The sequence below is a fragment of the Thermomonas brevis genome (assembly GCF_014395425.1).
Classification (GTDB): Bacteria; Pseudomonadota; Gammaproteobacteria; order Xanthomonadales; family Xanthomonadaceae; genus Thermomonas; species Thermomonas brevis.
Genome location: NZ_CP060711.1, coordinates 359,942 through 372,352 on the forward strand (window position 1 = coordinate 359,942; position 12,411 = coordinate 372,352).

The 12,411-nt window shown below is 70.7% G+C and carries 14 protein-coding genes and 1 pseudogene; 7 read left to right on the top strand and 8 right to left on the bottom strand.

Annotation, left to right across the window (positions count from 1 at the left end; all coding sequences use genetic code 11):
• Positions 1-58: 58 nt before the first annotated feature.
• Together H9L17_RS01615 and H9L17_RS01620 are read right to left on the bottom strand one after the other, a co-directional pair.
• Positions 59-334 carry a BolA family protein gene (locus tag H9L17_RS01615; protein WP_187571812.1) on the bottom strand — a complete coding sequence of 92 codons (276 nt, stop codon included), beginning with the start codon at positions 332-334 and terminating at the stop codon, positions 59-61.
• A gap of 32 nt (positions 335-366) precedes the next feature.
• Entirely contained in the window at positions 367-666 is a 300-nt protein-coding gene (locus tag H9L17_RS01620) for a YciI family protein (protein ID WP_187570648.1), read from the bottom strand.
• Between the two features lie 291 nt (positions 667-957).
• Here H9L17_RS01620 and H9L17_RS01625 point away from each other — a divergent pair, with 291 nt between their 5' ends.
• The 3 genes and pseudogenes from H9L17_RS01625 (at position 958) to H9L17_RS01635 (ending at position 4,409) form a co-directional block, all read left to right on the top strand.
• Positions 958-1,905 (top strand): segregation and condensation protein A, encoded by a 948-nt coding sequence (locus H9L17_RS01625; RefSeq protein WP_187570649.1) that lies wholly within the window; start codon positions 958-960, stop codon positions 1,903-1,905.
• Between the two features lie 94 nt (positions 1,906-1,999).
• Positions 2,000-2,833: pseudogene (scpB, locus tag H9L17_RS01630) on the top strand (SMC-Scp complex subunit ScpB); the annotation flags it as partial.
• Entirely contained in the window at positions 2,826-4,409 is a 1,584-nt protein-coding gene (locus tag H9L17_RS01635) for a pseudouridine synthase (protein ID WP_187570650.1), read from the top strand. The pseudogene scpB and the gene H9L17_RS01635, both read left to right, overlap by 8 nt.
• Before the next feature lie 103 nt (positions 4,410-4,512).
• Here H9L17_RS01635 and H9L17_RS01640 read toward each other — a convergent pair whose 3' ends face one another.
• Positions 4,513-5,352: a TraB/GumN family protein gene (locus H9L17_RS01640; RefSeq protein WP_187570651.1), complete on the bottom strand. Its 840-nt coding sequence runs from the start codon at positions 5,350-5,352 to the stop codon at positions 4,513-4,515.
• 73 nt (positions 5,353-5,425) lie between these two features.
• On the opposite strand from H9L17_RS01640, the gene H9L17_RS01645 reads away from it, so the two are divergent.
• The 4 genes from H9L17_RS01645 to H9L17_RS01660 all read left to right on the top strand — a co-directional run bounded on the left by H9L17_RS01645 (position 5,426) and on the right by H9L17_RS01660 (position 7,844).
• A complete protein-coding gene (locus H9L17_RS01645) occupies positions 5,426-5,812 on the top strand; it encodes a hypothetical protein (protein WP_187570652.1) in 387 nt (128 codons plus the stop codon).
• A 141-nt stretch (positions 5,813-5,953) separates the two neighbouring features.
• A complete protein-coding gene (locus H9L17_RS01650) occupies positions 5,954-6,835 on the top strand; it encodes a pirin family protein (protein ID WP_246455140.1) in 882 nt (293 codons plus the stop codon).
• 26 nt (positions 6,836-6,861) lie between these two features.
• Entirely contained in the window at positions 6,862-7,266 is a 405-nt protein-coding gene (locus H9L17_RS01655) for an OsmC family protein (protein ID WP_187570653.1), read from the top strand.
• Between the two features lie 26 nt (positions 7,267-7,292).
• The gene (locus tag H9L17_RS01660; protein WP_187570654.1) at positions 7,293-7,844 is read left to right on the top strand and encodes an NADPH-dependent FMN reductase; all 552 of its coding nucleotides are present in this window, start codon (positions 7,293-7,295) and stop codon (positions 7,842-7,844) included.
• 6 nt (positions 7,845-7,850) lie between these two features.
• On the opposite strand, the gene H9L17_RS01665 is transcribed toward H9L17_RS01660, so the two are convergent.
• The 5 genes from H9L17_RS01665 to lplB all read right to left on the bottom strand — a co-directional run bounded on the left by H9L17_RS01665 (position 7,851) and on the right by lplB (position 12,403).
• Positions 7,851-10,148 (bottom strand): TonB-dependent receptor, encoded by a 2,298-nt coding sequence (locus H9L17_RS01665; RefSeq protein ID WP_223158072.1) that lies wholly within the window; start codon positions 10,146-10,148, stop codon positions 7,851-7,853.
• Positions 10,149-10,196: 48 nt separating this feature from the next.
• A complete protein-coding gene (locus H9L17_RS01670) occupies positions 10,197-10,607 on the bottom strand; it encodes a DUF2946 family protein (protein ID WP_187570655.1) in 411 nt (136 codons plus the stop codon).
• A gap of 98 nt (positions 10,608-10,705) precedes the next feature.
• On the bottom strand, positions 10,706-11,206 hold the full coding sequence (gene tpx / locus H9L17_RS01675; protein ID WP_187570656.1) for a thiol peroxidase: 501 nt from the start codon (positions 11,204-11,206) through the stop codon (positions 10,706-10,708).
• Between the two features lie 91 nt (positions 11,207-11,297).
• Positions 11,298-12,074, bottom strand: a complete 777-nt coding sequence (locus tag H9L17_RS01680; protein WP_187570657.1) for a lipoate--protein ligase family protein — start codon at positions 12,072-12,074, stop codon at positions 11,298-11,300.
• Positions 12,071-12,403 carry a lipoate-protein ligase small subunit gene (lplB, locus tag H9L17_RS01685; RefSeq protein WP_246455141.1) on the bottom strand — a complete coding sequence of 111 codons (333 nt, stop codon included), beginning with the start codon at positions 12,401-12,403 and terminating at the stop codon, positions 12,071-12,073. Before lplB ends, H9L17_RS01680 begins: the two co-directional genes overlap by 4 nt.
• Positions 12,404-12,411: the final 8 nt, after the last annotated feature.

The following is a 12,411-nucleotide window of genomic DNA, read 5'->3' on the forward strand; positions in this document are numbered from 1 at the left end:
TGTTTTATCTAGAGGAAACTTTGCGGCAAGCGGATGCCGACGAATGAGTATAGCGGGGCTAGGCGGCCTCGTCGGGCGTCCGCGCGCGGATCGCCAGCGCATGGATGTCGGTCTGCATCATCCCGCCCAGCGCGGCGTAGACCAGCCGGTGCCGGGCCAGCGGCAGCTTGCCGGCGAAGGCGGCGCTGACGATGTCCACGCCGAAATGCCCCTGCCCGCCGCGCGCGCCCGCATGGCCGGCGTGCCTGTGGCTGTCGTCGGACACGTCCAGCGACACCGGCGACAGCGCCTGCGTCAGCAGGTCGCGGATGCGCTCGACCCGCGCCGGGTTCAGGCGCGGGATGTCGGCCTCGCTCCAGCCCTCGCTCACGGCAGCACCGGCTTGAACGGCCGCACGTCGACGCGGGCATAGACGCCGGCGGCGCAGTACGGGTCGGCGTCGGCCCAGGCGCGGGCGTCCTGCAGCGAGGCGAATTCGGCCACCACGAGGCTGCCGGAGAACCCCGCCGGGCCGGGGTCCTGCGCGTCGATCGCCGGGCACGGCCCGGCCAGCAGCAGCCGGCCCTCGTCGCGCAGCGCGTGCAGCCGCGCCAGATGCTCCGGACGCGCCGCCTGCCGCTGCGCCAGCACGTCCTGCCCGTCATAGCCCTCGATCGCGTACCACATGCCCGCCGCCTCCATGAACCGTTGGCGCCATTGTAGTGGCGGCCAGTGGACAGCCGCCGGACGAGTGCGTACCCTTGGATCTCGCTTTCCGCCTGATCCCGCGGCCCCGCGCGACCTCCGGCTCCCCACGCCGCACCGCGCCCGCCGATCCGGCCTTTCTTCGCCACCCGCATCGACGCGGCCGTTCCGGCCGGCGCTGACGGCATGGCGGACGCACCACACGCACCACATGCCCGGCCGCACGCGGCCATCCAGCGAAGACAGGTGTGGCCCGGAGGGGGCCGCCGACCGATGACATCCGAACCCAGCAACGGCCCGGCAGCCGATGCCCCCGCTCAAAACCCGAGCCCAGGACCCGAACAGCAGGCCGCTCCGAAGCAGCCGGCTCCCCAGCAGCACGAAATGCCGCTGGCGGTGGTGCTCGGCCAGCCGGTGGTGGAGATCCCGAAGGACCTCTACATTCCGCCGGACGCGCTGGAGGTCATCCTCGACGCCTTCGAAGGCCCGCTCGACCTGCTGCTGTACCTGATCCGCCGGCAGAACCTGGACATCCTCGACATCCCCGTCGCCGAGATCACCCGGCAGTACGTGGACTACATCCAGGCCATGCACGAGATGCGCTTCGAGCTGGCCGCCGAATACCTGGTGATGGCCGCGATCCTGGCCGAGATCAAGTCGCGCATGCTGCTGCCGCGTCCGCCCAGCGAAGAAGGCATCGAGGACGACCCGCGCGCCGACCTGGTGCGCAGGCTGCAGGAATACGAACGCTACAAGAAGGCCGCCGAGGACCTGGACACCCTGCCCCGGCAGGACCGCGACACCGTGGTGGCGACCGCCCACGTCCCCGACCGCGCCGCCGTGCGCCTGCCGCCGCCGGTGGACATGCGCGAGATGCTGCTGGCCCTGCACGACGTGCTCAAGCGCGCCGAGCTGTACACCCAGCATGCGATCAAGCGCGACGCGCTCAGCGTCCGCCAGCGCATGGGCGAGCTGCTGGAGCGCCTGACCGGCGGCGCGTTCCACCGCTTCGAATCGCTGTTCACGGTGGAGGAAGGCCGCCTCGGCGTGGTGGTCACCTTCCTCGGCCTGCTGACGCTGGCGAAGGAGCAGCTGGTGGACATCGTGCAGGAGGCGCCGCTGGCGCCGATCTACGTGAAGTCGCTGGCCGGGGGCGAAGGCGCACCCGCGGTGGATGAACTCTCCAGCGAGTTCGATGACGATGGCGGGGCGACGGAATGATCGCGCTTGCCCGCCATTCCCACGCTCTTGATCGTCATTCCCGCCTTCGCGGGAATGACGAGCCCAAAGAACACGGCAATCGCAAATGACCGAGATCGACCAATCCCTCGTCACCCGCGTCGTCGAAGCGGCGCTGCTGGCGTCCAGCCAGCCGCTCACCCTGGTCCAGCTCAAGGGCCTGTTCCCGCTGGACGAACCAGTTCCCGACGGCAGCGTGGAAGCCGCGCTGGCCGAGCTGCAGGCGGCCTGCGCGCCGCGCGGCGTGGAACTGGTGGAAGTCGCCAGCGGCTGGCGCTTCCAGGTGCAGGCCGACGTGCACCCGTGGGTGGCGCGGTTGTGGAGCGAGCGCCAGACCAAGTACACCCGCGCCACCCTCGAAACGCTGGCGCTGATCGCCTACCGCCAGCCGATCACCCGCGGCGAGATCGAACAGATCCGCGGCGTCACCGTGAACAGCAGCATCATCAAGGCGCTGGAAGAACGCGAGTGGATCCGCGTGGTCGGCCACCGCGACGTGCCCGGCAAGCCCGAACTGCTGGCCACCACCAAGACTTTCCTCGACTACTTCGGCCTGAAGCGGCTCGACGAACTGCCGCCGCTGTCGGAGCTGAAGGACATCGGCGAACTGGAACCGCAATTGCCGTTCGCGCCGGCGATCCCGGCCGGCATGACGGACGCGGCGCCGGTGTCCGACGAAGCAGCGTCGGCATCCGACGGCGCGCAATCGGAGACCGACGCCATCCCCGCCGCCGACACCGCGGAGCAGCCCGACGCGGACGCCGACACCGAAGCACGCGAAACACCCGATGACGCCGCCGAACCGGACGACGCCCTCGCCCCCACCCACGACACCAACACAGACCCCCTTGGAGACGACGCGAATTCCTCGGCTGACAGCCGCGCATCGTCGGAGCAGAAAGATGAGCAATAACGAAAACACCCGCCGCCCGCTGAGCCTGAAGCGCGAAGCCGCCCCCGTCGTCGAAGCGCCGCGCATCAGCGAGCGCCTGCACAAGGTGCTGGCGCAGGCCGGCCTGGGCTCGCGCCGCGCGCTGGAGCAGCGCATCGCCGACGGCCTGATCAAGGTCAACGGCGAGACCGCGCAGACCGGCATGAGCATCACCGGCGGCGACAAGATCGAGATCGACGGCCGCACCTTCGTCGCCAGCGCGCTGACCGATCCGCCGCGCGTGCTGATGTACAACAAGCCGGAAGGCGAAGTCACCACCCGCGAAGACCCCGAGGGCCGCCCGACCATCTTCGACGCCCTGCCCTCGCTGAAGGGCGCGCGCTGGATCGCGATCGGCCGCCTCGACATCAACACCACCGGCCTGCTGCTGCTCACCACCGACGGCGAGCTGGCCAACGCGATGATGCATCCCTCGCACGAGATCGAACGCGAATACGTCTGCCGCGTGCGCGCGCCGGAAGGCGAGGAAGAGGTGTCCGACAAGATCGTCGACCGCCTCGCCCGCGGCGTGGCGCTGGAGGACGGCCCGGCCAAGTTCGACGAGATCGAGCGCATCGGCGGCACCGACTCGCACGACTGGTTCCGCGTGCTGCTGAAGGAAGGCCGCAACCGCGAAGTGCGCCGGCTGTGGGAATCGCAGGGTTGCCAGGTCAGCCGCCTGAAGCGCATTCGCTACGGCCAGGCCCGCCTGCCGCAGCCGCTGCTGCGCGGGCAGTCGCAGGAAATGCCGCAGGCCGAGGTCGATGCGCTGCGCAAGTCGGTGGGCCTGGAGGACGGCGCACCGTCCGCGCTCACCCTGATGCCGGTGCTGGGCCAGCGCAAGGCCGGCAAGACCGTGGTCGCCGGCAACGCCCGCAGCCACGGCTACGTGGGCGGCCACACCACCGCCGACGAAGGCCGCGAGCTGCGCCGCTTCGATCAGTTCCGCGAGGACCGCGGCCGCCGCGGCGGCAACCGTAAGCCGTCCGGCGGCCTGACCGTCACCGGCGAAATGGCCGCCAAGCAGGCCGACAAGCGCATGAAGATCAAGGGCCCACGCCAGCCCGGCCAGCGCATGAAGCCCGGCGAGCAGCGCGGCGACAACCCGGCGGCGATGCGCACCTGGTACGTGCCGGACGGCGTGGACACCGGCCCGTCCGGCCACCGCAACCCCGGCCAGCGCGGTCCGAAGAAGTTCGGCGACAAGCCCTTCGGGACCAAGCCGTACGGCGACCGGCCGGCCGGCGGTCGCCCCGGCGGCGGCAAGCCGCGCACGCAGGGCGGCGGCTCCGCCTCCGGTTTCAGCGGCGGCGCGGGCGAGGCCCGTCCGCAGCGCGCGCCCAAGCCCTACGGCCACCCGGGCAACGCCCCGCACTTCCCGTCCGACCACGCCCACGGCGGCGGCTTCAACCCCTACGGCGCGCAGCAGCAGCGCCCGCGCGGACCGAAGTCCGGCGGCAATCGTCCCGGCGGCAACAACGGCCCGCGCGGCCCGCGTCCGGCCGGCGGCAGGCCCGGCGGCGGCAATCGCGGCCCGCGCAGCGGCAGTCGCTGAGCTTCGCCGTCTGTTGCGAAGCCAGCGTCGGCTTCGATCCCGCATGGCCGGGATCGAAGCCCTGAAAGCGAACGCGCTCAGACCATGAAAGAAGCCCGCGCCTCTATGACGCGGGCTTTTTCTGTTCCACCGCCGGCGGCGAGGCCGTGAAGGACGGCAATCCGTACGTGTGGGAATAACCACCCAGCGCAGCGCCATCGTGAAAACCGGGCGCGGTTTCGCCTCTGGATGCCGGCAGGGCATGAATACCGCATGTCGGCATGCACGCCCAGATGGTGCCGGCAGGATGGGAAACGAGCGTCGAGACCGGATGCAGGTCGGCCAGCAGCTTGCCGCTGGGGGTCAGCATCTCCTCACCCGCCCGCATCGACTCCTGCATCGCGTGGATATTGCCCATCAGCGCGATGATCCGCGTATCCGGATGCGCTTCGCGGAAGCGGCGCACGCCATTGGCGATGGCGACATTCCGTTCCAGTTCCGTACCAGGCTGGTCATCGAAGGCGAACAGCGCGACCGGCCGCCCCGCCTGCTTCAGCGCGCGCACGTCCTCGATCAGCTTGAGCATGGCGGCACTGGATCGCCCGTCCCGCCCCTTTTGCCAGAAATCGCTGGCGATGAGCTGACGCACGTCGTTCCCTGTTCCGCCGCTTGCCATGAACGCATCCAACAGCGGCTGATCGCTCGACGGCAATTCCAAACCCACAGCCACCTCCTGCGTCGCCGAAATGTCGCAAGCAAGCCCGCGGATCAACGCCGGCGATTCCTGCGACCCGTGCATCTCGCCGAACAGCAGCAGCGGCACATCCGGCGCACCGGAAACCGCCGCGCAATCGAACGCGTCCGCCTGCGCGGTCTCTCCCCGGCTGCACGCGGCCAGCGGGAACAACGCCGCAACCGCCATCGCCAACCCGATACTCGCCATGCCGGCAACGCGACATTTCATCCAGCGCCCCTTGGCATTGCGCCAACGCGAAAGCGCTTACGATTCCACAACCCTTCGATCAACGGCAACCGACATGCCCACCCTCCTGCTCGCCCTGCTCCTGCTCGCCGTCCCGCAGACGCCGCCCCCCGCCGCGCCCGTGGACTACGCGGACGCCAAGCGCCTGTCCGACGCCGACGAGGCCAGCGTCGCCGGCGCGACGCGCGAGACGATGCTGGCGGCGCAGGCCGCGCTGCTGGACGCCGGCGTGGCGGAATGCAACCGCTTCGACCTGCGCGGCGACGTCACGCCGTTCGTGGTGGTGATGCGGCTGGATGCGCAGGGCCGCGTCCAGCAGACCTGGCGGCAGGGCGGCTCGCCGCTGGCGATCTGCCTGCAACGCTACGTGCGCGACAAGACTCTTTTCGTGCCGCCGAAGGCGCCGTTCCACGCTGCGCTGGAGATCAGCTTCACCAAGTAGCGCGGGCCGGTCTTCCTGGCCTAATCCAACAAAAATGGAACGATCAGTAGTTTTAATGAAGATTGATTGCAATAGACAAACAATCGATCATGCCGTCCAAGGCAAACCGGCATAGCGCCGGCCCCGCATTGGAGCAGCACCATGAACACCGCATCCCTGAAGCGCGTCCTCGACGTCACCAGCGCCCCTGGCCGGCATTGGGTCGGCAACGGCTTCCCGGTGCACGGCATGTTCGGCTACAGCGGCCCGGGTGTCGCCCAGCGCAGCCCGTTCCTGCTGCTGGACTACGCCGCGCCGACCCGCTTCGAGCCGACCACCGAACGGCGCGGCGTCGGCCAGCATCCGCATCGCGGTTTCGAGACCGTCACCATCGTCTACGAGGGCGAGGTCGAGCACCGCGACTCCACCGGCAACGGCGGCGTCATCGGCAAGGGCGACGTGCAGTGGATGACCGCCGCCGGCGGCATCCTGCACGAGGAGTTCCATTCGCCGGCCTATGCCGCCAAGGGCGGGCCGTTCGAGATGGCGCAGCTGTGGGTGAACCTGCCGGCAAAAGACAAGCTGGCCCCGGCCGGCTACCAGGGCATCCTCGACGCGCAGATCCCGGCGGTGGCCTTGCCCGACGGGGCCGGCACGCTGCGGTCGATCGCGGGCGACTACGCCGGCCATGCCGGCCCGGCGCGCACCTTCAGCCCGATGAACGTCTGGGACGTGCGCCTGGCCGCCGGCAAGCGCGTCGAACTGCCGCAGCCGGAAGGCTGGACGACGCTGATCGTCGTGCTGGACGGCACCGTGCAGCTCAACGGCGCCAGCGTGCTGCGCGCCGCGCAGGTGGCGACGCTGTCCACCGAAGGCAGCGGCGTGGTCATCGAGGCCAATGGCGACGCCAAGCTGCTGCTGCTCGCCGGCGAGCCGATCGACGAGCCGGTGGTCGGCTACGGGCCGTTCGTGATGAACAGCCAGCAGGAGATCATCCAGGCCATCGCCGATTTCAACGGCGGCAAATTCGGCCAGATGCACTGACGCACCAAGGAAGCAGGAGAACCCGCATGGCCGTGTCCACCGTCCGCGCGCGCATCGGCGCCACGCCCTACACCGTCGAGTTGGAGGACGAGCGCGGCCATCGCTGGCTGGGCGACGAGCCGCCGGACGCCGGCGGCAGCGATGCCGGCCCGTCGCCGGAGCACCTGCTGCTGTCGGCGCTCGGCGCCTGCACCGCGGTGACGCTGACGATGTACGCGCGGCGCAAGCAGTGGCCGCTGGCGGGGGTGCAGGTCGAGCTGGCCTTCAACCCCGACGGCAAACCGGCGTCCGGCACCGACATCGCGCGCCGGATCGAACTGCTGGGCGAACTGGACGACGCGCAGCGCGAGCGCCTGCTGCAGATCGCCAACGCCTGCCCCATCCACAAGGCCCTCACCGGCGACGTGCGCATCATCAGCGCCCTCGTTTGATCCATTTGATCCACCGGAGCCCGCGCATGACCCGCATCCTCGGCATTTCCGGCAGCCTGCGCGCCGGCTCGTTCAACACCGCCCTGCTGCGCGCCGCGCAGCGAGCGGCGGGCGATGGCATCGACCTCGACATCGCCACCCTGCACGGCATTCCGCTGTACGACGGCGACGTCGAGGTGAGCGAGGGCATCCCCGCCGCGGTCGCCGCCCTGAAGGACAGGATCGCCGCCAGCGACGGCGTGCTGCTGGCGACGCCCGAATACAACAACGGCGTGCCCGGCGTGTTCAAGAACGCCATCGACTGGTGCTCGCGCCCGCCCGCGGACATCCCGCGGGTGTTCGGCGAACGCCCGTTCGCGCTGATCGGCGCCTCGCCCGGCGGCTTCGGCACCATCCTGTCGCAGGCGCACTGGCTGCCGGTGCTGAAGACGCTCGGCGTGCGCCTGTGGAGCGGCCAGAAGCTGATGGTGTCGCGCGCCGGACAGGCGTTCGACGGCGACGGCGATCTGGCCGACGACAAGGCGCGCGAGCAGCTCGCAAGCTTCCTGCTCGGCTTCGCGGCCTTCGCCGCGAAGTAATCCGCGTCACCGGTCGAAGCGCACCTCCAGCGTCCAGGTGCGCTGGTTGTACGGGTGGAAGTTCCAGTACGTCCGCCCGCCGAGGTTGTCCACGCCCAGCGCCGCGCTCCAGTGCGCATCGTGGCGGTAGCGCAGCCGCGCGTCGGCGACCAGGAACGGGCTGGTGCCCATGTAGGCTTGGCTGTGGATGTCGCTGTTGTCGAGCTGGTTGAACTGCTCGCCGCTGTAGCGCAGGCCGGCGGTGACGTCCCACCGCTCGCCCGCATGCCAGGTCGCCAGCACGTTGGCGCGCCAGCGCGGCACGCGCGGCTGGCGCTTGCCGACGCTGGCGGGAAAGTTGGCGTTCTCCCGGATCACCGAATCGGCGAAGGTGAGGCTGGCGTCCAGGTCGAGGTTCTCGCGCAGCACACCCGCCATGCTGAGCGCCAGCTCCGCGCCGGTGGTGCGGATCGCGCCGACGTTCTGGATGTTCGTCACCACCGGCGCGACGGTGGCATTGGTCTGGCTGTACAGCGCGTCGCGGGTGCGCTCGTGGAACAGCGTCGCCCGCAGCGTGCCGCCGTCGAGGCCACGCACCCACGACAGCTCCGAGGTGACGCTGCGCTCCGGCTTCAGGGCGGGATCGTTGTTGACCACCGCATCGGCGGCGATCGAGCCCTGGTACAGCTCGCTGACGGTCGGATAGCGCACCGCGCGGCCGATCGACGCCTTCAGCGACCAGTCCTCGCCGCCCGCGTATTCGACCGCGCCCTTCGGCGACAGCGCGGCCTCCGCACGCCGCTGGAAAGCGAAGGTGCGGACGGCATCGCCCAGCGCGCCGTCGCGCGCAGACCAGCGTTCGCCGCGCAGGCCGAGCACACTGCTCCAGCGCGGCGACCAGCGGCGGCTGTGCTGAAGATAGGCACCGCGCAATGCCGTGCGCCCGGCGAACAGCGACGAGCGCTGCCGTGGCGCACCAGCCCGCCAGTCGTCGGTGTCGAAGACTTCGCTGCGCAGGCGGAAGCGCTCGTCCTGCAGGCCGAACTCCAGGGTGTCGTCCTCCGTTGCCCGCCAGCTCGCCGAGGCGCTGGCGGTCGTCCAACCGGTGCCGTTTCCATCGGCGATGCGGCCCGCGCCGCCAGCGTCCGCCGCCGGCAGGGCCACGCCCGGCGAGCGCAGCAGGTCGCGCGCGTAGTCGTAGCGGCTGTAGGCGAGCGCGTAGTCCCACGCGCCCGCACCGGCGTGACGCAGCGACAGGCCCTGCATCACATGGCGCTGGTCGGCGCGCTGGGGCGCCATCGCGGTGGGCGCGATCGCGTAGCGCTTGCCGTCGATCAGCACCGGGCCGCTGTAGACCGCGTTGCCGTCCGCATCCTGCAGATAGCTCTGCACGCCGCGCGCCGCGTCGTTGCGCCACTGGCCCAGCAGCAGGCTCAGACGCGTGTCGGCATCGATGTCCCAGGCCAGCTTGAGCTTGGCGAGGTCCTGCACGGTATCGGTCTGGCCGGTTGCGCCGAGCAGATACCAGTCCTGGCCCTTGCTGTTCTTCTCCGCCACCGCGCCGGTCACCGGCGTGCCCGCACCGCTGCCGCCCGCCGACGCCGCCACGTTGGCGAACGCGATCGGATGCGCCGAGCTGTCCAGCCGGTTCAGCGACAGCCACGCCGACAGCGCGCCCCAGCGGTTGCCGAGCGACGCCTGCACGCCGGTCGCGGTGTCGTCGGCCTCGTCGCGATACAGGCGGAAGCCGCCGTGCGTGTAGGACACGGCGGCGTGCGCCTCGAAGCGCTCCGGCATGCGCGTCACGTAATCGACCACCGCGCCCACCGAATTGCCGGAATAGGCGGCGGAGAACGGGCCGTACAGCACGTCCACGCGCTCGATTTCGTTCGGCGACACCAGCCCCCAGCGCGGGGTGAAGGTCGCGCCGTTGCCCAGCAGGTTGGACAGCAGGATGCCGTCCGCGTACACCAGCGAGCGAGCGCTGTTGCCGGTGCCCGAGGCGCGCGTGGCCAGCACCGCATGGTCGTAGTCGCCGATGTAGCGCTTGCGCACCAGCAGGCTGGGGAAATACTTCAGCGCGTCCTGCGCGTCGGTGGCGTTGATGCGCTCGCGCACCTGCTCGCCGCTGATGCCCTCGCTGGTGGTCGGGATGTGCAGCGGCAGCGAGGTGGGCTGCAGGCCGCGCACCTGCAGCTTGTCGAGGGTGAGGATGGAATCGGCGTCGCCGGCGGTGGTCGACGCGCAGAACAGGGACAGCAGCACGGCGGCGATGGCGCACGCCATGCGCGATGCGCGCGGCATCGCGTCGGAAAGGAACGGCATGGGAGAACTCCGGAAGCGGCGGACGCGCGGCCGTTTGGCCGCGAACGGTCAGAGCGCGATTTCGGAGTGCGCGGGCGGCCCGCGCGAACCCAGGCCGGAAGGATGCAGGCGTATCCGCGGCGGCCGGATGCGCCGCGGCGCCGGCGTCACCGGCGCGAAGCCCAGCAGCGCCAGCACCAGCGCCGCCACCGCCACCGCCAGGGTCAGCATCGACAGCAGCGGGCAGTAGTCGCAGTCCGAGCCGCCGTGGTCCGGCGCGGGCGCGGCGGGCTGGCCGATCGAGAACGGCGGCAGCTTGACCAGCTTCATGCCCGACATCGTGCAGAGCTGCGTCCACGCCCCGGCCGCCGCGCCCTGCCCGGCCTGCGCCAGCCGCCCGAGCGTGGGCAGCAGCGCCAGCAGCAGGATCGCCGCCAGCGCGAGCAGGGTCATCCGGAACTGGAACAGGCGGTTGCGCATCTCGCGACCATTCTAGCCGCCGCGTCCACTGCCGCCTTGATGGCGATCAGGTCGGCGACGGCGAAGCGGCGGGCATCCGCCCGCCGCGATGCAGCGGCTTATCCCAGCGCGGCCAACGCCGCCGCGTAGTCCGGTTCCTCGGTGATTTCCGGCACCAGCTGCACGTGCAGCACCTTGTCCTGCGCGTCCAGCACGACCACCGCGCGCGCGGCGACGCCGGCCAGCGGGCCGTCTTCCAGGGCGACGCCGTAGTCGCGCAGGAACTCGCGGCCACGCATGGTCGAGAGCATGGTCACGTTCTCGATGCCCTCGGCGCCGCAGAAGCGCGCCTGCGCGAACGGCAGGTCGGCGGAGATGCACAGCACCGCGGTGTTCTCCAGGCCCGTGGCGTCCTTGTTGAAATGGCGCACGGACGCGGCGCAGACGCCGGTGTCGACGCTCGGGAAGATGTTCAGCACCTTGCGCTTGCCGGCGAAGTCGGACAGGCCGCGGTCGGACAGGTCGACGCCGACCAGCCGGAACGCGGGCGCGAGGTCGCCGACGGCCGGCTGGTTGCCGCCGACGCGGACGGGGTTGCCTTTCAGGGTGACGCTGGACATGGCTGGACTCCTGGTTCGTGGGGAAGGTCGAATATCGGTCGCAAACGCGATGCTAGGGCGGCGCGCGTAACGCCGCCGTCAGCGCTGAGGGTCAGGGCACGATCGCCGTCCACGCCGGCGTGGCGAATTTCGTTCGCGCGAGTGCTTCGGCGCGCGCCAGTTCGTCCGCGCTGGCGGCGTCGTCGGCAAGCCCGTGGGCGCTTCGGAAGGTGTCGATCATCCGCGCGATGACCTCGCCGCGCGGCAGCCCGGTCTGGCTGCGCAGCGGATCGACCCGCTTGTTGGCGCTCTGGATGGCCTTGTCGGACAGCTTCTCGCGGCCGATCCGCAGCACCTCCAGCATCTTCGCCGCGTCGATGTCGTAGGCCATGGTGACGTGGTGCAGCACCGCCTTGCCGCGGCGCATCTGCGCGGCGCCGGCGATCTTGCCGGCGTGCGAGGCGATGTCGTTCAGCGGCTGGTACCAGGCCTCGATGCCCAGCGTGCGCAGCGCCGCCAGCACCCAGGCGTCCATGAAGGCGTAGGACTGCTCGAACGACATCCCCGCCACCAGCGATTCCGGCGCGGACAGCGAATAGGTGATGGTGTTGCCCGGCTCGATGAACATCGCGCCGCCGCCGGTGACCCGGCGCACCACCTCGATGTCGTGGCGCGCGGCGCCCTCGGGATCGACCTCGTTGCGCAGCGACTGGAAGCGGCCGATGACCACCGCCGGCGAGGCCCATTCCCAGACCCGCAGCGTCGGCGGACGGCGGCCGGCCGCCACTTCGTCGGTGATGACCTCGTCCAGCGCCATGTGCAGCGCCGGCGGCTGCGGGCCGGCGTGGATCAGCCGCCAGTCGAACTCGCGCCAGCGGGCCTCGCTCATGCCTCCGCCCCGCCGTCGATCGCGCGGCGCACCGCCACGGCCACCGCCTCCGGCGCGATGCCGTACATCAGCGTGTCCGGCGGCAGGCCGGCCTGCACCGCGGCCGCCAGCGCCTCCGCATCGCTATGCCGCGGCAGGCCGGTCAACGCGGCGTTGATGGCGTCGAGCGCGCTGTCCGGTTCCAGGAAGAAATCGCCACTCACCGCGACCCGCGCCAGCCGGTCGCCGGCGATCTCCACGTCGGCCACGACCAGCTTGCCGCCGGGCATCTTGTATTCGCCGTGTCCAGGCATCGCCGCATTGCACTCCACGCCATTCACGTTCGCCATGATGCCGG

Bases quoted from the DNA above. Each gene is read 5' to 3' on its own strand.
- H9L17_RS01655 (WP_187570653.1), top strand. From the start codon at position 6,862: ATGGCCGTGTCCACCGTCCGCGCGCGCATCGGCGCCACGCCCTACACC.
- H9L17_RS01660 (WP_187570654.1), top strand. From the start codon at position 7,293: ATGACCCGCATCCTCGGCATTTCCGGCAGCCTGCGCGCCGGCTCGTTC.
- H9L17_RS01680 (WP_187570657.1), bottom strand. From the start codon at position 12,074: ATGAGCGAGGCCCGCTGGCGCGAGTTCGACTGGCGGCTGATCCACGCC.
- H9L17_RS01620 (WP_187570648.1), bottom strand. From the start codon at position 666: ATGTGGTACGCGATCGAGGGCTATGACGGGCAGGACGTGCTGGCGCAG.
- H9L17_RS01645 (WP_187570652.1), top strand. From the start codon at position 5,426: ATGCCCACCCTCCTGCTCGCCCTGCTCCTGCTCGCCGTCCCGCAGACG.
- H9L17_RS01640 (WP_187570651.1), bottom strand. From the start codon at position 5,352: ATGAAATGTCGCGTTGCCGGCATGGCGAGTATCGGGTTGGCGATGGCG.
- H9L17_RS01670 (WP_187570655.1), bottom strand. From the start codon at position 10,607: ATGCGCAACCGCCTGTTCCAGTTCCGGATGACCCTGCTCGCGCTGGCG.
- lplB (WP_246455141.1), bottom strand. From the start codon at position 12,403: ATGGCGAACGTGAATGGCGTGGAGTGCAATGCGGCGATGCCTGGACAC.
- tpx (WP_187570656.1), bottom strand. From the start codon at position 11,206: ATGTCCAGCGTCACCCTGAAAGGCAACCCCGTCCGCGTCGGCGGCAAC.
- H9L17_RS01665 (WP_223158072.1), bottom strand. From the start codon at position 10,148: ATGCCGTTCCTTTCCGACGCGATGCCGCGCGCATCGCGCATGGCGTGC.
- H9L17_RS01635 (WP_187570650.1), top strand. From the start codon at position 2,826: ATGAGCAATAACGAAAACACCCGCCGCCCGCTGAGCCTGAAGCGCGAA.
- H9L17_RS01625 (WP_187570649.1), top strand. From the start codon at position 958: ATGACATCCGAACCCAGCAACGGCCCGGCAGCCGATGCCCCCGCTCAA.
- H9L17_RS01650 (WP_246455140.1), top strand. From the start codon at position 5,954: ATGAACACCGCATCCCTGAAGCGCGTCCTCGACGTCACCAGCGCCCCT.